Here is a 19,841-nt window from a genome sequence, read left to right as displayed (position 1 = left end):
CGGAATACCTCAGAAATACAGCTTATTAAACGGACTCTAGCACAGCCACTAAGTTACTCCTAGTCACCCGACGCTGCTTGGTTCCAATAGCGTCTCTCGCGTTCAATAAATCGACTTTCCCGACATCTATTTTGAGTCGCGATAAGGCTTATTTGCCCATCGACTGCGGTATCAAAAATCGCAATACCCCTTCGACTCACTCTACCTAACACCTGCTCATTGGGATGATTAAAACGGTTATTAAGCCCACGCGAAACCAAAGCCACTTGGGGGTTCAATTGATCTAACCAGTAACCAGAAGTTGAGCTCTGACTTCCATGGTGAGACAGGTGAAGCCAAGTGATAGCTGGAAATTGATACATCTTTAACAAGCGAATCTCCGCTGCTGATGAGAGGTCGCCCGCAACAAGAAATGAGCACTGTCCATTATTCACCAATAGTACGCAGGAGTTGTCGTTATCACTCTCTTCATCCGATAGATGCAAGGTCCTAAACTGCACACCATCACGTGTAACCAACTGATTAGAACAGACCATACCTCCAGTTCTTTCTGGCTGACCCGATGTAACACTCCTCAAAGTAACCGCATCTTTAAGCGCATCGAAACCACCAGCATGATCCACATCTGAGTGACTAATGATTAGATCGACCTCATTTACACCCGCTGCACGCAGCGTTGGAAGCAAGGTCATAGAGGCACTCATCCAGCCGCTTTGCGAGCGAGCGCCAAGGTCATAGACAAGATGATGATTTTGCGTGCGGATCCACAGGGATTGCCCCTGCCCCACGTCCAAAACCTCAATCTTGAAATCGCCACTCTGCATAGACTCCCCTCTAGGGAAAATTAACGGCATTAACATTAGCAACCCAAAATGCCGAATACCTGTTGGCAGCAAAAGCAGCAAAACACCCATAAAAACTAACATCAGCGCTATGGGTGTTAATGAAGGCCAGTCGGTATAAAGGCCTATAGTGGCGGTCAATTTAAGCGCAGACCAAAAACCAATAGACCAATACTCAACCACGGAGAGTGCCAGATCTGTAAATTGTCCAAGCAAAAACAGAATGGGTGAGAGATAGAGCAGAAGTGAAACCCAGGGAATAGCCCATATATTGGCAACCACTCCCACTAGCGTGAGTTGCCCTGTACCGCCAACGATCAGAGGTAGCATCAATAAGGTGAGAAGCACCTGCACTAGAATTACCGATAGCCACCAGGGGTAGTTTTGGCGCCAGCGATTCATCGCCAACAACAAGAAAACCAATCCAAATGAGAGCCAGAAACCGAGATCCAATACAGCCAAGGGATCAAACAGGGTGACAACAACTAAGGCTATTTGTAGACGCTTAACTGCGGAGGGGGATCGTTTAAATAACATTCCACCCAAGAGCAGTAGAGCCATCACCCACGCACGCTGCAGTGGAATTCCAGCCCCTGCCAACCAGAGATAGGCAGTAGCAGCAAACATCGATAGTAGAATTGGCAACCGCTCTAACCAGGAGACCCGAGTTTGCGGGGCCAGATAGATGAGCAGAAATATGGCGCCTCTCATACTTAGTAAAATTGAAAGTGTTATCACGGCTAAATGGATACCGCTGACAACTGCAAGATGGATGGTACCGGTCTGCCGAAGCAGTGCCCAATCAGATTGGGCCAGCAGAGATGACTCACCCAGGAAAATAGCACTTATGATTGGCACCGCATTTTTGTGTAAGCGATCACCTAATTGATCGAATATCAGCTGCCTAAAATTAGGGGATTCATTAAGTTGATGAACCTCTCTTATGTATCCGGTTGTATCTACCCCTTGGCGAAGTGAGCGCAGAATTGTATCTGGGCTTTCATCGTTACGAAAACGATTAGGGGGCTTCAATCTGACGGTCGCATTGATCCTATCACCCGCCTTGATTATCAGATTAGCGTCATACAGACCCACTTTGATGCGCCGGATATTTGGTAATTCCGCAGGCGGTACATCTAAATTGATAAGCAGCGACCTATACCCATCATTAATTTCAGGTTGAAGATTAATGATCTCGCCTGCCAGCTCAACATCAACAGGCTTGGTATTGAGAGGAATGCGATGCGCTAGGCTATACGCAGACCAGATATAGTTCACCACTAGCGCAATCAGAAGCAAACGCAGAGGGTTACGCCAAGGTTTAGGGGTAAGCGCCGATAGTAATGCCGTTATCAGGGCAACGATTGCAGTTGCATTAAGCGATGGCATCCATGCAGCCGCAAATAGCCCTAGCAGGTAGAAGATCATCCTTGATCCTAGCTAATGTGTTTTATATCAGCCTAGCAGAACTTTAACTTTTCGTAAGTTGGATTATCTTGATCTTGTAGGCATAATCACCACTCACCGTATGGATGCGACTCTGTGAGTAAGAAGAGATATGCCGCGTAAATTACTCAAACGCTATATGCCTAACCCAGAAGTTCTCAAGAGCCACAAGCACTTGAGCTGGCTAGGCTCGCATCTACACAACTCAGACCTCTGGCACCTAACCCGAAAGTCAGCCTCTAAAGCCTTTCTTGTGGGTATTTTTTGTGCATTCCTGCCTATCCCAGGACAGATGATAGTTGCCGCTGTGTTGGCAATATTAATCGGTTCTAACCTTCCCATCTCTGTGGGCTTAGTTTGGTTAACCAACCCAATAACAATGCCGCCTATTTTCTATGCAACCTATAAATTGGGGGCTTGGATTCTCGGAACGCCACCGGTTGAGATGCATTGGGAGCTCGCTGCAATTCAATCTGAAATTGCAACGATCTGGTGGCCACTGTTGTTTGGCTCAGTTCTGTGCGGGGTTGTACTCGCTGGCATCAGCTACGTAGTGATTAACCGCGTATGGGTATGGCATGTTCGCCGCCGCTGGGCGAAACGCGTACTGCGTATCCGCCAAAACAAAACTAGCTAGCTAGCTAGTAAAGAGCTAGTTAGCTTAGCTGTCCACCTACTAGGGTTAATACTCTATCCATTTTGGCTGCCAGTGTGTGATCGTGGGTTACAATAATCTGAGCAACGCCCTGATGTTGATTTAGCATCGCTAAATGCTGCTCCACCTCACGAGCTGTATTGGGATCGAGATTACCGGTTGGCTCATCCATCAATACACAATCGGGCTGATTAGCCAGTGCACGCGCAATTGCAACACGCTGTCGCTCACCACCGCTCAACTTAGCAGGACGATGTGACGCTCTAGATGCTAAGCCAACCTGTTCCAACAGTGTGTGTGCTCGCGATGATGCATCATCCACTGAGACTCCACCTAACAACATCGGCATCGCGACGTTCTCCAATGCAGAGAACTCAGGCAACAGATGGTGAAACTGGAATACGAAACCTAAATGGCGATTACGAAGTGCCGCACGCTGCTGCTCATTCATCAATGCAATCGACTGGCCGCCAATTAGCACTTCGCCACTGCTTGGGGTATCTAGGCCCGCTAGTAGGTTAAGCAGTGTACTTTTACCACTCCCAGAGGAGCCGATGATTGCGACACGCTCTCCCGCTTTTACATCAAGATTTAGGTTTTCAAGAATAGATAGCGTCTGCCCCGCTTCGTTGAAGCTGCGGCCCAGATTTATCGCCTGCAATACACTGTTACTCATAACGAAGGGCCTCCGCAGGTTCAACTCGAGCAGCACGCCAAGCTGGGTAGAGTGTTGCCAACAGACTAATCCCAAGACTTACCGCAATAATTAATAGCAGATCACCCATTTGTAGTTCTGATGGTAAGTAACTGATGAAGTAGACATCAGCCGAGAGGAATTGAATCCCAAAGACGCTCTCAATCCAAGCGACCAGGTCTGAAACTGTCAGGGCAAGCAGGACACCTAACAGTGCACCTAGCAGAGTACCAATGAATCCGATTAGTGAGCCCTGAATCATGAAGATTCGAAGAATACGTCCCGGTGTTGCGCCCAGCGTGCGTAAAATTGCGATATCAGACTGCTTGTCGGTCACCACCATCACAAGCGTAGATACAATATTAAACGCTGCTACAAAAACGATGAGGAAAAGCAGCAAGCCTATCATTCGCTTCTCTAACTGAATCGCTTGGAAAAGGTTGCCATGAGTCCGAGTCCAGTCTGATGTATAGACTCTAGCATCGAGCTGACGAGCTAGAGATACAACCGTGTTCGGTGCATCAAAAAGATTAGCGAACTTGAGACGCAGCCCCTCAATTTCACCCGTTGGAATTCGTTTTAAACGCGCGGCATCTGCAATATCGACATAGGCAAGGTTAGCGTCGAGTTCAGCGCCTACCGAGAAGATACCTGTCACAGTAAAGCGCTTCATACGCGGTACAATGCCCGCAACACTCACTGAGGCTTCAGGTAGTACTAGATTCACCTTATCGCCTAAGTTAGCTCCCAAGAAACGCGCTAATAGTTCACCCAAGACTATATTGTACTCACCCGCTTTCAGTGAATTGAGGTCGCCTTGCTTCATCTGATTGGCAGCAATAGAGACAGTCGCCTCCAGTGCAGCGTCAATACCCGTTACCAAAACGGGTTGAACGCGTCCCGATGCGGTTAACATCCCCTGCGCTTGAACAAATGGGGCTACCCCTTCAACACCTTTGGCTACTAGCAGTTGCTCGCGGATCGGCTGCCAATTACTCAAAGAACCGTCATAGCCGTTAATCGAAGCCTGAGGCACCATCCCCAAGATGCGCTCTTTTAGTTCACGGTCGAAGCCGTTCATGACACTGAGCACAACGATAAGTGCAGCAACGCCTAGCATTAAGCCGAGCGTAGAGACGAGGGATATGAACGAAATAAAATGATTTGATCGATTTGCACGCGTATAACGCCAGCCCACGAAGAGTGATAACGGGGTGAACACAGTTTAAGAATCCTTTTTCATGCGTGCTTGAAGAGCCTCTAACTTACCAATTATCAAGGCTCGCGGAAACCTATTCGCTTTAAGAACTACTCTTTTAAATCCAGAATCTATATTCTCTCAACTCGACAAGGTGAGAATAGATGAAACTGAACAATAAAATTGTACATCATATCGGCGTCGGAGCTGGCTTTATTGGATTAATTCTTTGGTACCTATTGGGCCAAAAAATGGACCTATTCCAAACCATCACCGAACTCTTTCCCGCAAGTCATAATGGCGCCGGATTTACAGCCGCTATCATTATCTGGATGACACCCGGCTTTTTTATCTGGAAATTGTTCAACCGCTGGATTGAAAAGGTACTCGCCATCAAGGGGCAGTACTACGAGGACAGCTATTACCAAAACGAGTCTGATAATACGCAAAAGTAGCTACTAAGGGACGCGAAGCTCCAATTTGCCGTCGCTTTGTACAAGTTCTAGATGTTTAAGAAAGCTCATTCCAAGTAGTACATCCCCTTCAAGGCCTGCGCTAATCATGGCGGGTACTCGCTCCATCTTAATACCTCCGATCTGCACACTTTCAAGCGTGGTCATTTTGACTGCGATGGTGCCGTTGGCTGTTTGGGCAAATCCCTTACCCTCTATGGGAAGGTTAAGCTGATCGGCAAGCGCTTCTGGAAGTGAAACGTAGGTGGCGCCGGTATCAAGAATTAAGCCTACTGAGACGCCATTAATACGACCTGGCGCGTGATACTGGCCACGACGATCTGCAAGCAAAGAGACTGAGCCGGTCCCCTCCTCTAAGGTAACCAGTGCCCCATTTGGATTTCGCTTACCCTCAAGGTAGCTATTGAAACCGTAGGTCAGCATGACCAGCAACAGTATCCAGGTCATGTGTGACGAGAGGCGGGCCATTTTTCTTTGGGTATTCGATTCACGCATTTTAAAATAGGGTTATCTGTTTTTCAGTCAGTTGATCGAAGCTGGTACCTACGAAGGGTAGCAGAGTATCGGCAACTGGACGAAGCTGCTTATCTAAGTAGTGGTTGTAATCGATTGCAGACGTTCGAATAGAAACGGGCTCTGGTCCATTAACTGTCATCAAATACTCAATATCATCACCGCGCCCTAACTGGGCCCGGATACCTACCTCTTTAAGGTGCGCTTGCAGTTTGCGCGCAGCTTTAACATGAGGTGGATTGGAAGCAACATACTCAGACAACTCTCGTCTTAAGCGTCGTTTATAGACCAGTAATTCATCGACCTGACCGGCTAGCACTCTGTCCACATACTCTGTAACAAGCTCTCGCCAGGGCAAGCCTGCAAAGATACGTTCAAATAGCTCGACCTGGAAAGTTTTGGCAAGCTCAGTCCAATCACTACGCACAGTCTCTAACCCTTTAAAAACCATCTCTGTTGTACCGTCAGACAACACCTTTTTACCTGCGTAGCGCTTTTTAGTACCCTGCTCTGAATGGCGCATTGTTGGCATTAAGAATCGGCTAAAGTGGCTCTCAAATTGAAGTTCAAGGGCACTCTCTACACCGTACTCTTTAGCTAGCGTTTCAGTTAGCCAGCTATTTACCTGCGCAGCGATCTGCTCACCATGTTCAGTCATGCTGCAATCTAAGGCCTTTTCTCTGATCCAGACAAAGACGGAGTCTGTGTCGCCATAGATCACCTGATGCCCAAAGCTTTGCTCAATCTGTTGAGCTGTTCGTTGCAGTATTTCATGCCCTCTAAGGGTGATAGCGCCGGATAATCGCTGATCATAAAAGCGACAAACATTAGAGCCTAGCACACCGTAGCAGGCGTTCATTTGAATCTTAATCGCTTGTGATAACGCAGCATTGCCAGCCGCTTTTGCCTGATCCCTCGCGTGCCAGAGGTCAGCAATGATTTGGGGTAACAGCGCCACCTCGGAGTTAAACGAGGCTTCAAAAAAACCTACTACACGGGATTTCTCATTTGCCTCATCAGCCAGTGCTAGTGCCAGAGGGTCGATACTGAAAGTACGAATAATACTGGGATATAGACTCTTAAAATCGAAGACCAATACATCGTCATATAGACCGGGCTTGGACTCCATGACAAAACCGCCCGGCACAGAGAGATCGGAACGACCAGAAGCATAGGGCTGCGCTACATAACCTGCACGATGGAGCTTTGGTAGGTAGAGATTATCAAATGCCTGCTGCGAGCCACCCACCTTATCTAGCGGCAATCCGGTAAGCCGAGCACGCTCTATGAGGTACTCAACAACGGCTGTCTTTTCGAAAATCTCAGTCACTAGACGACAATCTTCAAGATTATATTTTGCTAGCGAAGCCCGATCAGTCGCGTACATGGTCTGAATCTTTTCGCCCCTGTCGTAGGGATCATCAATCGCTTTACCACGCCCTAATAGAGCCTGGGCCACGTACTCTAGACTGAAACGATTAAAGTGCCAGGTCGCACCTTTTAAGGCTTCAATCCCATCTACAGCAACACGACCACTAATACGTGCAAACCAGCGACCATTGAGCCCCTTCTCAACCTTCATTGGTGTTCGATCACGGCCCAACTTCAGAGATAGGCTGTGCGCTTGTGCTCGCGTCTCTAAAACACGCAGATCGAAACCGATTAGATTCCATCCGATAATCAGGTCTGGGTCCCACTGAAGGATTCGATCTACCATCTTAATTAGGAGATCGGCCTCACCTTCGCAACTTTCACAATAGTTTAGATTTGGGGCTTCACCATTAAACAGAACTGTTTCAAGACTCCCCATCTGCATAGCGACCGAGAGAATTTTATCGGCATTTAAAGTGGTCTCTATATCGATGGAGAGCATCGACAGTTTAGGTGAGTAGTCACAGGCTTTAAGTTCATCACCCAGCCGCCCTTGAACCAACTGCGCACCCGTTCGTATGAAGCGCTCCATTAGGTAACGATCTATCGGGCGGATATCCTCTTCCATCAAAGCGACACCCGCATCACCGAGAATTCTGACCGATTCCCAATAGCACTGCAGTGTTTGGCAGTAGAGGCCAAGCACTGTTGATTTAGCGAAATCTTTAAGCGCTAAAGGCTTTAATTCCCAACCTTGAATATCGGCTAGCAGCGAACGAATTTTGGATTCATCACTCTCTTTTACGAAACAGAGTGGGCGATCTCCAACGACTGTAACTCGTTCAGCACCATTATCGGTAGTGAGCCAGAACTGATACTCAACACCCGCGGATGTATCACGTTGTGTGCGAGTGAGTGGAAATCCCTGAATCACCGACTACTCGCCAAAAGGAAGAACCAGTTCCATCTCTGGGAAGTGACTAACAACGTCGTTAAGTGAGCTCTTTTCAAAGAGCAGTTTGAGGTTAGGACCTGCATCCATCGTAAAGTAGAGAGCTAGCCCCTGTTGGCGAAGCTGCCATACTTTATGCATCGCGGCTAAAGAGTCTGGCAGCCAATAGACGAGTGGTGGCCAGCTTGATGCGAAGGTTGCGTGCATTGACATCGCATTATGCTCGGCCGTGGATGCTAGCAGCTCAAAGTTATGTGTATTCAGTGCTTCATGCAATTTAGCTAAATCTGCATTGGCTTGTGCAGGCCAGCTATTGTAGAGGTGTGAAGTCTCTATGGTGCGTTGCATGCCAGAGCGTGAGTCAATCGACTTCTCGCCGACATCGATCTTAATCAATCCAACGGCCAGTCCGGGCCATTGAATATCAATTGGGTGAGCATGACTATCAAGGCCATCCTCGCGATGCCCCATGTGCCACTCAACAAAACCTTGATAGATCGAACGACTCGCACTGCCACTGCCCATTCGCGCGATCATCGATAGCGCCTCTTTTGAGAGGTTAAATCCGAAGCTATCATTCAGCGCCAAAGTCAAAGCAGCAAAACCCGAAGCTGAGGACGCAAGCCCTGCTTGGGTTGGGATGTTATTGCGTGTTTCAACTAAAAAACCGATCGCAGAATCACGACGAAATAGATCAATAAACCGAGAGATGCGCTGCGCGAACTTGGTCTCGGGGTGCATCTCATGACCATTCAAAATAACGCGATCTACGGGTTGATCGAGCGGTGTAACTTTAGTGTGGGTACCAAGGTCACGCAGTGAAATCGAGAGCGATGGGTTAATAGGTAGATTGAGTTCAGCATCTCGCTTCCCCCAATATTTACAGAGCGCGATATTACTTGGCGCGAAATGCTCTGCTGAGGCAACCACATCTGTTACATCAGGAAGAACCTTGGCTAAAACCTCAGCTTTATTCACGACTCTCTCCTTAAACCATCTTTAGAAATTGAAACAGGGATGTGATCAAAACCTATACGCTTAGGATCAGCTTTCCCTAGAGCTAAAACACAATCGCCAAGCCCTGAACCTGAAATCTTTACACCCATAACATCTGGTTCAGCGCGAAGCTGGTACTGTAATTTGGCTAGCTGTTGGTCACATACACCCAGAGCTTCCATTAAGCCCGAGTATTGATTCATAAGCTGACCTAGTTGTGCAAGGTCACTCTTATTGATAGCAACTTCTGTGGCACGGGTAACATCCCCCATTAGACGATAGAGGTTGGCATAGATCTCAGGCGAACGCTGAGCATAGCTCTCAACCAGTGCCAACACGTCTGGTGTCTTCATCTTGTAGCCCACAAAATAGAGATCAATATCCGGGGTCGAGGCCAGTGGTCTTACAACCCGTTCTGCCATCTCGTAGGCCACAATACCGCCATAGATACAGGCAGCAAGATCAGTTCCAGAACCACGCCCATTTTGAACCTGATGAACAGCTGCAAGCGCGCGTTTAAACACCTCTTCAGGCGTCACAGAAACTGATGCATATTCAAGAAGCGCCGCAACCATGGCAGCAGTGACAGCCGCTGATGATCCAAGTCCCACCTGATGTGAAAATTCGCTTTCGATAGAGACTTTAAAACCTGAACTGAGCTCCGGCACTTGCTCAATAGCTGCGACCAAAAACGCGAAGGTATCTGATTGTTCTATATGGCGAAGGTCACTGGTGTAGTAACCTAATCCAGAAACTATCTCAATTGAGGTAGTGTTTAGTGGCTCAAGAGTTAGCTCTATCCGCTTAGTAACCGCCATAGCCAATGCAGGCTCACCATGCAGGATAGCGTGCTCACCCATCAACATCAGATTGCCAGGGGCTGAGTATTTAATCATGTGCAATCACCCCTGTATTTGAACCGGCAATTGTGCCCCAACGCGAACCCAGTGGGAGAGATAGCGCTTCCGGAGTGCATGAGGGGAGATAGGCAAGTACGAGACCACCCGCATCCCCTGAGACTGCGCCAGCACCTGAAATTTTAGCAGCACCACCTAGATCTTCGATCTTCTCAACTAGAGCGTTAACTCGACTCGGCACAACTCCAATTCGGCTTAACAAACGGTGGTTCACTTTAATCAGTGGGCTTAATGCTTCAGAACTATCTAGGGAGCGCCCTATTTCGGCCGTTACATCTGAGAACTCGCTCCAAATTGAGGAGTCCGCAAACTGGCTACGAACACGATCGACACAGACCCCCGTACTGGTTGCTGGGGTACCGGTAAAGATCCAGTACCAATCTTGGCCTAGGGCTTTTGGCAGGTCGCCCATACGGAGTGCCTTGTCTGACTCAACCCGCACGAGACCACCCAAACAGACAGTAGCTGCATCAATCAAACTACCACGACCATGCTGCAAACGCTCACAATGACGCACCTGTTCAATCAACTGTTCTGGCGAGCGCTGTCTAGAGAAGAGTGCCAACAATGCTGCCAACAGTGCAGCTGACGACCCCATACCAGCACCCACAGGTATTTCAGACTCAATCTTCACTTTACCGCGGGGCAGACGCTCTAAATTGCCAAGCATGCGCGCTATATCAACGGTATAGAAAATGAGTTCAGCAGGCCGTGAAATGATCTCAGATATGGAACGTTCACCCTTGAGATAACCCTCAAAGGCTGCATCCAGTTTATGCCGAAGTGTGGAGAACTTTTCCAAGGCGAGTTCATGCACAGAGTCTGGGCCGAACCAGCTCAAACGAGGTAAAGGATCTGGAGTGAAGCTGACATTGAGGCGCTGTTTTACAGCAAAGGCTAGAGCCGGCGCGCCATAGACCACCGAGTGCTCACCGCTAAGGATGATCTTACCTGGTGCACTCGATGTGGACATATTAGTTCTCTACGTATTCTCGTTTGTGCGCTGAAATCGCAGCAAGACGGAATCGACCTTTGGTATCCGCAGGGATTGGGTGATCACCACCATCACGCGGATCAGGGTAGCGGTATAGATTGAGGTACTCGTCGTAATTCAATTCAGTACGATCAGCCAGTAGCTCTGCGTGACGTGTTGTATTCAGTGCTGCTTTATAGCCTGCCACAACGCGACCTGCAAAAAACTCAGATACAGAGCCTGAGCCATAACTGAAGAGACCGATACGCTTACCAGCGAGATCGTCAGTTACATTCTCAAGCAGCGAACAGAGTCCGATGTACATAGAGGCGGTGTAACAGTTACCAATAAGACGGTTGTAGATAAGTGTTGGCTCAATCTGTGCTGCAAGTTGATCTGGAGTCTGACCACTTTTATTCACACGAGAGAGTTGTGAATGAGCCTTTTGTGCCATCTTGCCAAACGGTAGGTGGTAACAGAAGTAGTCGATATCTTCATACCCTACCCCGGACTGCTCAGTGTAATCTTCCCAGCTGCGTTTCAGTGAGGTGAGATAAATCTTCGTTGAATATTTACCATCAACCAGGGCTGTAGTTCGGTAGTTTGGACGCCAGAAGTCCATCACATCTTCAGTGTGGTTACCCGCTTCTGGATCAATCTCCAAAACACGAGGATTTGAACGCACTAACATCGCAACTGCGCCGCAGCCCTGAGTAGCTTCACCTGGCGAGTCCAGATCATAACGAGCAACATCAGAGGCGATCACCAAGATCGATTTTTCAGGCTGACGGGCAACCAACGCACAGGCCATCTGCAGTGCAGCTGTTGCGCTATAGCAGGCGTGTTTCAGCTCGACAACGCGACATTTAGAGGTTAAGCCCAGCAAGCGATGAACATAGACACCTGCAGCTTTAGATTGGTCAATCCCTGTCTCTGTCGCAAACAGAACTGCTGATATGGCATCAGTGCCAACGCGCTCAACAATTGGAAGTGCAGCATTGGCAGCAAGTGTAACGATATCTTCATCGTGCGCTGCCATGGCCATCTTCTCTTGGCCAATACCATCATAGTACTTGTTTGGATCGGTACCCTGACGCTCAGCAAGGGTGCGCAGATCGAGGTAGTAGCTCGAGGTGTAGAAACTGATTTCGTCTATACCGACTGACATGCTGTGCAATAATCCTTAACACTAATCGATAATCAAAGCGCGACAACCTAACAGCGCTTTACTATTTTGGACGCCCAGCAAAAACATGGCAGTCCGATACTCGCGTTCAATCTGCTCAATGACAGCAACCACAGCGTCTGCAGATTCCATTGCGGGTTTCAAAAGAGGTGCAGCAAACCCACCAAGCGAGGCGCCGAGTATAACAGATTTCGCGAGATCAATCCCATCTCGCAAACCGCCACTGGCAATGAGTGTAGCTCGATCGTTCCAGTGAGCTGCACGCATTAGGGCAAGTGTTGTTGGCACGCCCCAATCTTGGAATTTAATTCCGAGCTGATCTCCTTCACGTCGATGGTGCTCGATACGACTCCAAGAGGTACCACCAGTGCCAGCAAGGTCAAAAAAGCGCACACCGGCTTCATAGCCAAGTTCGATATCCTCTGGTGACAGACCACTTCCGACCTCTTTAAGCATGAGTGGAACTGAAAGAGATTTCGAAAGCTCTGCGATACGCTCGGCAAGGTTTGAGAAATTGGTATCACCCTCAGGTTGAATCGCCTCTTGGAGCGGATTGAGGTGAAGATAGAGTGCATCAGCACCTAAAACATCAACCGCCTCTTGGCACTCTTTTTCACTAAAACCGTAATTGAGCTGCACAGCACCAAGATTACCAATAAGCACTGTCGTAGGTGCGACTTCTCTCAACTCAAAACTTGAACGCGACTGTGCATCAGTGAACATGACACGTTGTGAGCCAACCGCCATAGCTACCTGGCAGCGCTCTGCAGCCTCGGCAAGATTGCGATTGATCTTTCTTACGACCTCATGATCCCCACCAGTCATGGATGAGATCAATAATGGAAAGCTCAGGGTTTTGCCTAGAAACTCAATCGATGTATCGATATCAGCTAGATTGAGCTGTGGCAGCGCCCTATGTGTCAGCATTATTTCATCAAAATAGCGGCCGTCACGATCCGTCATGGGATCATTAAGAATCGCCTGAATATGCTCGATCTTACGATCGTTGGTCTGCTCTGACATTAACGTTCCATTTTGAGATGAGACTGCATCAGTTCACCTGGGTTTGTTTGTGCCGCTAACAGTGACAACTCACCACACAAAACCGTAGCACCACAGATAGCCGCTAAACGACGCGCATTAGCGCCCGGTTCACGATCTTCTTTACAGCCCAGTTTATGGAGATTCTCTTCTACAAAGTCGATTCCTTTGCCGTTACCCACACTACCGACGATCAGGTTTGGTAGTGTACAGCTGAAGTAGAGATCGCCATTACGAACCTCGGCATGTACCACACCTTGCGACCCTTCAATAATGTTCGCCGCGTCCTGACCTGTAGCCAAATAAAAGGCTAGGAGCATGTTGGCGTAGTGGGCATTAGCACTGCGCAAACCGCCCGCAATCATGGTACCTATAAGGTTTTTCTTGATGTTTAGATCAACCACTTTTTCAGGCGTAGTATGAAGACGACGCTCGCAGATATCACGCGGAATGATGATCTCGCACACCACGTACTTGCCACGTCCCAGAATACCGTTCACCGCAGTCGCTTTCTTATCGGAACAGTAGTTTGCCGAAATAGAGCTGTATTGCAGGTGCGGGTAGTTCTCTAGAATCCAAGGGATTAGATGATCCGCAGCATTGGTCACCATGTTGTGGCCCGATGCATCACCCGTTGTGAACTCGAGGCGCAGATAAATTAAATTCCCTACCACTTGCGAGTGCATATCGATCAACTTCGCAAAGCGACTCGATTTAGCTACGACTGCATTGAGGTCATCCATACGGGACTGCAGGGATTGAATCGCTAGATGTGCCGCGTATGCATCAGCAGCCTCTAGTAGGATTGAACGTGTCATACGCTCATCAATAACGCTGACTTTAATCCCTTCTGGGCAGAGTGTGGAGATGCGCGCGCCACGGCCAACCGAAGGCCAAAGCGGCGTCTCATAGGTCGCCAGCGGTACGCTTAACTTCTCCTCAATAATGTGACCCGATAGTTTCATCGGTCCAACCCAACGCATAGGGATGGGTGCTTGGAGAATTTTATGTGTCTTCATCCGCTGAAAATCCAATAAAAAAGGGCTGTCATAACAACCCTTTATTCGTTATCGATAGGTTTAGATGGATTTTATCGGTCCACCCCTATGGATGCAATTGATTCACCTCAGGATGCAGGTGATTCCTGTACAGTTTCTGTCACCCATACAGTCTGTTCATCTGAGGTTTTTAAATTATCTGGAGTGATTGTGATATCGAGTGCACCCGCCAAACCGCCGATCGAATTGAGTACGCGCAACTGCGCAATTTGATGATCTGTTTGCGCATCAACCAACTGATTTTGCGCTGTAAATACCTCATTTTCAGTATCTAAAAGGTCAAGCAGCGTGCGCTGGTTAATATCAAACTGCTTCTGGTAAGCATCGCGTGTATCGCGGCTCGCCTTGAGGTGATCTGCTAGGAAGCCAATCTGCTTGCCTAGGACAGTGTAGGCATTCCAACTCAGTTTAAGACTTTGATTTGCCTGTAATAGCGCATCATCTTGCACCGCCTGAGCCTGACCAATCTGCTTAATGGTATTTGCTTCCCAAGCTTCATCAGCGCCACCATTGTAGAGATTCCAACGTAGACGAACCATGGCCGTAAGGTCTTCATTAGCGCCAGCTGTACCATCTAAATTGTGATCCCAGCGACGCTCCACCTCAAAGTAAACTCGCGGTTGATATTTGGCTTTTGCAGCTTCACGTTGTGCGAGGGACGCTTCCAAGTCTGCACTGGCAACCGCCATCACAGGGTGCTGAGTTCGAAGTAACTCCAACCCCTCTTGAACTGTTTTTGGCATCACACCAATCTGAGCTGGCACAGGGCTCACTTCTGTCGGTGCTGGCTGACCCAATACGCGTTCATAGGTTGCAAGTGCATCAAGGTAGTTATTCTCTGCAACCAATGAGTTCACCTCAGCAAGTGAGAGACGACCCTGAGCCTGATTAACTGAAGACTCAGCACCCACTCCCATCTCAGCACGACGCTTGATCTGGTCAAACAGTTTCTGGTGGTTAGCCAATGTAGCTGCAGCACTGTTTCGAAGTTGCTGACGACGTAACAACTCTAAATAAGCGCGGCCAGCCTCAAGCAGATAATCATCAGCCACATCAGATAGATGAGCATAGGCAGAGCGAGATTTAGCATCCTGGCGATCTACTTCAGAGCCTGTCGCACCACCATCGTAAAGCATTTGAGAAAGATTAAGGCGCGCTTCACGGCGATTCAGCTCATCGTCCGTCGCATCCTTAGTCCATTCGTAACCGGAACCCAGCGTCATATCTACCTTAGGTTTGTAGCCAGATTTTGCTTGCTCAATCGCATGAATCGATGCCTGATAGGCATTAACAGCCTCAACCACCTGAGGTGCTTTAAAGAGTGAGTTTGAGAGTGTTTCGCTGAAAGCATCCGCATTGGCCATAGAAACCTGGCAAGTGACAATAAGAGAGATTAATTTAAGTTTAGTGTTCATACGTCTCATCCTGGCCTCTATTACCGATTATGAGTCTGACGCGATCTGGCGCGCCGGTTTTATTCAATATTGAGCTCACATGTGCTTTAACTGTTCGCTCGGAAATTCCTAGTGCAATGGCTATTAAGCGGTTCCCTGCGCCACTTCGCATTTGTTCAAGCACCTGAAGCTCTCGCTCGGTCAGCTCAGAGGTGTCATAGCGACTCACCTCTCGCGGCTGATTTTGCAAAAAGCTTTGCAAAATGCTTTGCAAAACTTCCGGAACCGCCCAGACATTCCCCGCTTCAACCTGCACCACCAACTCGGGCAACAGCGTGTCGTGGATATAGGTATTGGCATAACCCTTTATCCCCGAGAGGATCATCTGCTTCGCTTCAGCAACATCGGGCATATCACTCATAACCACGGTGTTACAGCAGGGCTCACTTAAAAGCTTTAGACGCTCCGGTTCAGTCAACGATTGCAGATGCACAAGCTGAATAGCTGATCTACTTACCCGATTAACCTGCCTCGCTTGCGTTACTGCAAACTCATTTACAGAGCTAGTTAGAGCGTCACTCCAACGTTTCAATACACGCGCGTTAGTTGCGTATAAACTCACCTCAAGCGACACGATTAAGGCTCCCTTAATGCGCTATTTTTCGCTTTCAGAATGGGTTTCAACAGGTAATCCATCACTGTCTTTTTGCCAGTCAATACATCCACATCAACCGTCATACCTGCCATCAAAGGCAATAGCTTCTGCTGCTCATTTAGATAACTATTCTCAGTCTCTAAACGCACCAGAAAGTACGCCTCCTCCTTCTCGTTTAAGAAGGTACTCGCTGAAATATAGTTGAGATTTGCAGGAGCGCCACCGTAGATAGAAAAATCGTAGGCAGAGACCTTTACGACCGCCTTTTGCCCTACGCGAAGATGGCCAATATCAGCTGGTGAAAGCTTGGCTTCCACTATCAACTTATCCTCCCAAGGGACAACCGATATAAGCGAATCACCCGGCTTCACCACACCATCGACCGTATTCACCATCACCTCTTTTACGGTACCCTTAAGCGGTGAACGAACCTCTGTTCGACGCATGCGATCCTGCATACCACTGAGAGCCTGCTCGAGACGCGTCTGCTCAGCCAGTAACTCGTTGTATTCACTTCGAGCCGTGCTTTTGAATTGATGACCCAGCTCTTTAATACGCTTCTCAATTTCGGCTACAGAAGCTTCAACCCTTGGCAGGCTCAACTGAATTGAAGAACGCTCCCCTTTAAGATCATTCACCTGACGCTTAAGACGCAAAAACTCCACTTCCGAGATAACACCCTCTTTGAGTAGAGGCTCGGTAATCTCAAGCTCACGTAACAGCAGCTGATAGCTATCAGAGACCTGAGCTAGCCGGCTTTTAGCCTCTATCAGCTCTTGCTGTTTTTGGCTCTGTTGAGAGGTTAGCACCTCTAAGTTGCTATCTAGCTCATCAGCTCGTGCACGCATTAGCGCCAGCTCTTCAACCTCAAGCGAACGATATTCTGAAGGCATTTCAATGGGGGATTGATACTCAGCACCATCTGCTTCAGCTTTAAGTCGAGCTAGCTTTGCAGCCAATTCGAAATAGCGAACCTCGTTCTCACGGACAGAACTAGAGAAACGCTGATCTTCGATACGCATGACTACCTGACCCGCTTCAACCAGATCCCCTTCACGTACTAGAATCTCCGAGACAATTCCCCCTTCGAGGTTTTGCACTACCTGAAGCTGTTTAGAGGGAATTATCTCCCCCTGACCACGTACTACTTCATCAAGCTCAGCCCAATTAGCCCAAACGACTGCAGCCGTTAAAAAGAGCGCCATCGCCCAAAGCAACAGCGTTGCACCTCGCGGCGCCTGCTCCAAAATGGCTTGATTGACGCTGTTTGCGTAATCTAAATCTTCGCTTCTAATGTTATTTGGCTTAACCATCTCACCTACCGACGAACCTGAAGACGCCCTTGTCGCAACGCTTCCAGCACAGTCTCTTTAGGACCATCCGCAACTATCTGGCCTCTATCAACCACAATAATTCGATCTACCAACTGCAGTAGTGAGACCTTATGTGTCACTAATAACAGGGTTCGATCCTTAATAAAATCTTCCAACTGCCCTCGTAGATACTCTTCAGAAGCGTTATCCATCGAGTTGCTTGGCTCATCAAGCAGCAGCATGTTTGGTTGATGTAGCAAAGATCGTGCCAACCCTATGGCCTGACGCTGCCCACCAGAGAGCCCTGCACCACGCTCGCCTACCGGCATATCAAAACCAAGTGGATGCTGGGCTACGAACTGATCGACACCTGTTAGCTTAGCCACTTCCAAGAGACGCTCGTCACTGACCGACGGGAGACCGATAACTATGTTTTCACGCAGCGTACCGGCAAATAGGAGTACATCTTGGGGGAGATAACCGAGGTTGCGACGCAAGTCGACCGGGTCAATTTGATTGATATCGATGCCATCTAAAGTTATAGCTCCACTTTGAGGTTTATAAAGGCCCGCCAGTAGCTTTTGAATGGTCGATTTACCTGATCCAATACGGCCGATCAGGGCAACCTTCTCTCCCTGCTTTATCGAAAAGCTCACACCATTAAGCGAACCCACCTCGCTATTAGGGTAGGTAAAATCGACATTTTTAAACTCCATCTGCCCCGTCAAATTCTCACGATGCACATAGTGTTTTGTCGCTTCGCGCTCGTCTGGAAGCTCCATGATGCTATTGAGCGTTTTGAGCGCTTTACTTGCTTGCTCATACTGAATTACTAAACTCGAGATTTGGGCCATAGGAGCAATGGCACGCCCCACCAAAATATTACAAGCGATTAAGGCCCCCATGGTGAGCTGCTGTTCAATGATCAGATAGACGCCAAGAATAATGAGCGCGATAGAGGCAACTTGCTGCACTAAGCCCGAAAAACTGCCTACAGAGAGTGAGAGTATCCGAGCTTTAAGTCCCCAGCGCGCAATATGGCCCACAGCCTCATCCCAACGACTTACCATTGGCGACACAGCACGCTGTGTTTTCACTGTCTCCATAGCCGTCAAGGCCTCTACAAGCGCCCCATTCTTTTGCGCTGTCGCTGAAAAACTCTTTTCAACGGCAGATCTAAGAGCCGGCTTTACCGCAAGGGTGTAGAGCAGAATGAGTGGAACAGCGATCATTGGAATCATCGCTAACGAGCCACCGATATACCAAACCACCAAGATAAATATCACCATAAAGGGGATATCAATTAACAGAGCAACACTGCCTGCACTAAATAGCGAACGAATGCTATCGAACTCACGCAGGTTAGATGAGAAAGCACCGACCGAAGCAGGCATCACATCAAATCGCATCCCCAACACTTTTTGGAAAATTGTTGAGGATAATAGGATGTCGGACTTCTTAGCAGCCACCTCCAAAAAGTAGGCCCTTAACAGCTTCAGACCAAAATCAAAGAGGTAAACAAGACCTACACCTAAAGCCAGCACCCACAGGGTATCGACAGCTGAATTGGGCACAACCCTGTCATAGACGTTCATTACAAAGAGTGGGTTGGCGATAACAAATAGATTGATAAGCAGCGAAGCTATTAAAACATCACGATAAATCGCTTTAGAGCGCCACACGGTTCCCCAAAACCAGTGCTTATCGTTTTTGCTATTAACATCAGAAACACCCAAGCTCGATCTGTATTCAGGTTTAACAAAGATGACAGTGCCAGAGACTAATTTGCGAAGCTCGCCCTCTTCTATCTCAACGACTCCACCTGACTCAGGCTGCTCTAAGACTAGAATTGAACCCCTGCGTTCACGAAGCAGTGAGCTGCTGCCATCTTGATGCAATAACACCACGGGCATTAACAGGTTGCTCAGTTCTGAGAGATTTCTCTGGGCGATTTTTGCAGAAAATCCTGCCCGCTGCGCCGCGCGAACAAACAGCTCTGGCGTGATATCGCCATTAATCGGAAGCCCGTCGACCAACACCTCAGCCGTGAGAGGTTTATGGAAATGGTGTGTTAGTGAGACTAGCGTTTGTAAAAGTGAGTCGTTTATCGACATCAGAAATTGACCTATTGGGGTTTAGCTACAATACTGATTTCAATGTAGAC

The 19,841-nt window shown here is 48.3% G+C and carries 17 protein-coding genes; 2 read left to right on the top strand and 15 right to left on the bottom strand.

All coding sequences use genetic code 11. From position 1 onward, the window contains the following. Positions 1-59: 59 nt before the first annotated feature. Positions 60-2,270: a DNA internalization-related competence protein ComEC/Rec2 gene (locus tag HH196_RS01535; RefSeq protein ID WP_169450344.1), complete on the bottom strand. Its 2,211-nt coding sequence runs from the start codon at positions 2,268-2,270 to the stop codon at positions 60-62. Between the two features lie 130 nt (positions 2,271-2,400). Between HH196_RS01535 and HH196_RS01530 the strand changes: the two genes are divergently transcribed. Further along, a complete protein-coding gene (locus HH196_RS01530; protein WP_169450343.1) occupies positions 2,401-2,925 on the top strand; it encodes a DUF2062 domain-containing protein in 525 nt (174 codons plus the stop codon). A 19-nt stretch (positions 2,926-2,944) separates the two neighbouring features. Here the strand turns inward: HH196_RS01530 and HH196_RS01525 are convergent, their stop codons facing one another. Further along, positions 2,945-3,619 carry an ABC transporter ATP-binding protein gene (locus tag HH196_RS01525; protein ID WP_169450342.1) on the bottom strand — a complete coding sequence of 225 codons (675 nt, stop codon included), beginning with the start codon at positions 3,617-3,619 and terminating at the stop codon, positions 2,945-2,947. Continuing rightward, a complete protein-coding gene (locus HH196_RS01520; RefSeq protein WP_169450341.1) occupies positions 3,612-4,859 on the bottom strand; it encodes a lipoprotein-releasing ABC transporter permease subunit in 1,248 nt (415 codons plus the stop codon). The genes HH196_RS01525 and HH196_RS01520 overlap by 8 nt, the downstream gene beginning before the upstream one ends. A gap of 140 nt (positions 4,860-4,999) precedes the next feature. On the opposite strand from HH196_RS01520, the gene HH196_RS01515 reads away from it, so the two are divergent. Next, the gene (locus tag HH196_RS01515) at positions 5,000-5,290 is read left to right on the top strand and encodes a hypothetical protein (protein WP_169450075.1); all 291 of its coding nucleotides are present in this window, start codon (positions 5,000-5,002) and stop codon (positions 5,288-5,290) included. Between the two features lie 3 nt (positions 5,291-5,293). On the opposite strand, the gene HH196_RS01510 is transcribed toward HH196_RS01515, so the two are convergent. The 12 genes from HH196_RS01510 to HH196_RS01455 form a co-directional block, all read right to left on the bottom strand. Further along, positions 5,294-5,776, bottom strand: coding sequence for a TIGR02281 family clan AA aspartic protease (locus tag HH196_RS01510; RefSeq protein WP_169450340.1), 483 nt, complete (start codon positions 5,774-5,776; stop codon positions 5,294-5,296). Positions 5,777-5,804: 28 nt separating this feature from the next. Continuing rightward, positions 5,805-8,126, bottom strand: a complete 2,322-nt coding sequence (locus HH196_RS01505; protein WP_169450339.1) for a DNA polymerase II — start codon at positions 8,124-8,126, stop codon at positions 5,805-5,807. A gap of 3 nt (positions 8,127-8,129) precedes the next feature. Beyond that, entirely contained in the window at positions 8,130-9,122 is a 993-nt protein-coding gene (gene mvaD, locus HH196_RS01500; protein WP_169450338.1) for a diphosphomevalonate decarboxylase, read from the bottom strand. After that, complete coding sequence (mvk, locus tag HH196_RS01495) at positions 9,119-10,036, bottom strand: mevalonate kinase (RefSeq protein ID WP_169450337.1); 918 nt, start codon at positions 10,034-10,036, stop codon at positions 9,119-9,121. The genes mvaD and mvk overlap by 4 nt, the downstream gene beginning before the upstream one ends. Beyond that, complete coding sequence (locus tag HH196_RS01490; protein ID WP_169450336.1) at positions 10,029-11,030, bottom strand: mevalonate kinase; 1,002 nt, start codon at positions 11,028-11,030, stop codon at positions 10,029-10,031. The genes mvk and HH196_RS01490 overlap by 8 nt, the downstream gene beginning before the upstream one ends. Position 11,031: 1 nt before the next feature. Further along, positions 11,032-12,198: a hydroxymethylglutaryl-CoA synthase gene (locus tag HH196_RS01485; protein WP_169450335.1), complete on the bottom strand. Its 1,167-nt coding sequence runs from the start codon at positions 12,196-12,198 to the stop codon at positions 11,032-11,034. Positions 12,199-12,219: 21 nt separating this feature from the next. Continuing rightward, positions 12,220-13,239 (bottom strand): type 2 isopentenyl-diphosphate Delta-isomerase, encoded by a 1,020-nt coding sequence (gene fni, locus HH196_RS01480; protein WP_169450334.1) that lies wholly within the window; start codon positions 13,237-13,239, stop codon positions 12,220-12,222. Next, complete coding sequence (locus tag HH196_RS01475) at positions 13,239-14,276, bottom strand: hydroxymethylglutaryl-CoA reductase (protein WP_169450333.1); 1,038 nt, start codon at positions 14,274-14,276, stop codon at positions 13,239-13,241. The genes fni and HH196_RS01475 overlap by 1 nt, the downstream gene beginning before the upstream one ends. A 107-nt stretch (positions 14,277-14,383) precedes the next feature. Then, complete coding sequence (locus tag HH196_RS01470) at positions 14,384-15,730, bottom strand: TolC family outer membrane protein (protein ID WP_169450332.1); 1,347 nt, start codon at positions 15,728-15,730, stop codon at positions 14,384-14,386. Next, positions 15,720-16,331 (bottom strand): LuxR C-terminal-related transcriptional regulator, encoded by a 612-nt coding sequence (locus tag HH196_RS01465; protein WP_169450331.1) that lies wholly within the window; start codon positions 16,329-16,331, stop codon positions 15,720-15,722. Before HH196_RS01465 ends, HH196_RS01470 begins: the two co-directional genes overlap by 11 nt. Positions 16,332-16,345: 14 nt before the next feature. Then, on the bottom strand, positions 16,346-17,677 hold the full coding sequence (locus HH196_RS01460) for an HlyD family type I secretion periplasmic adaptor subunit (protein ID WP_169450330.1): 1,332 nt from the start codon (positions 17,675-17,677) through the stop codon (positions 16,346-16,348). Positions 17,678-17,682: 5 nt separating this feature from the next. Further along, the gene (locus HH196_RS01455) at positions 17,683-19,791 is read right to left on the bottom strand and encodes a type I secretion system permease/ATPase (RefSeq protein ID WP_169450329.1); all 2,109 of its coding nucleotides are present in this window, start codon (positions 19,789-19,791) and stop codon (positions 17,683-17,685) included. Between the last annotated feature and the right edge of the window lie 50 nt (positions 19,792-19,841).

The sequence above is a fragment of the Marinobacterium sp. LSUCC0821 genome (assembly GCF_012848475.1).
GTDB lineage: Bacteria > Pseudomonadota > Gammaproteobacteria > Pseudomonadales > Balneatricaceae > Marinobacterium_E.
Note: the sequence above shows the minus strand (reverse complement) of the source record. Positions and strands in the feature narration are given on the sequence as shown.

Coding starts and splice junctions, on each gene's coding strand:
- HH196_RS01535 (WP_169450344.1), bottom strand. CDS start 2,270: ATGATCTTCTACCTGCTAGGGCTATTTGCGGCTGCATGGATGCCATCG.
- HH196_RS01530 (WP_169450343.1), top strand. CDS start 2,401: ATGCCGCGTAAATTACTCAAACGCTATATGCCTAACCCAGAAGTTCTC.
- HH196_RS01525 (WP_169450342.1), bottom strand. CDS start 3,619: ATGAGTAACAGTGTATTGCAGGCGATAAATCTGGGCCGCAGCTTCAAC.
- HH196_RS01515 (WP_169450075.1), top strand. CDS start 5,000: ATGAAACTGAACAATAAAATTGTACATCATATCGGCGTCGGAGCTGGC.
- HH196_RS01510 (WP_169450340.1), bottom strand. CDS start 5,776: ATGGCCCGCCTCTCGTCACACATGACCTGGATACTGTTGCTGGTCATG.
- mvk (WP_169450337.1), bottom strand. CDS start 10,036: ATGATTAAATACTCAGCCCCTGGCAATCTGATGTTGATGGGTGAGCAC.
- HH196_RS01490 (WP_169450336.1), bottom strand. CDS start 11,030: ATGTCCACATCGAGTGCACCAGGTAAGATCATCCTTAGCGGTGAGCAC.
- HH196_RS01485 (WP_169450335.1), bottom strand. CDS start 12,198: ATGTCAGTCGGTATAGACGAAATCAGTTTCTACACCTCGAGCTACTAC.
- fni (WP_169450334.1), bottom strand. CDS start 13,239: ATGTCAGAGCAGACCAACGATCGTAAGATCGAGCATATTCAGGCGATT.
- HH196_RS01475 (WP_169450333.1), bottom strand. CDS start 14,276: ATGAAGACACATAAAATTCTCCAAGCACCCATCCCTATGCGTTGGGTT.
- HH196_RS01470 (WP_169450332.1), bottom strand. CDS start 15,730: ATGAACACTAAACTTAAATTAATCTCTCTTATTGTCACTTGCCAGGTT.
- HH196_RS01460 (WP_169450330.1), bottom strand. CDS start 17,677: ATGGTTAAGCCAAATAACATTAGAAGCGAAGATTTAGATTACGCAAAC.
- HH196_RS01455 (WP_169450329.1), bottom strand. CDS start 19,791: ATGTCGATAAACGACTCACTTTTACAAACGCTAGTCTCACTAACACAC.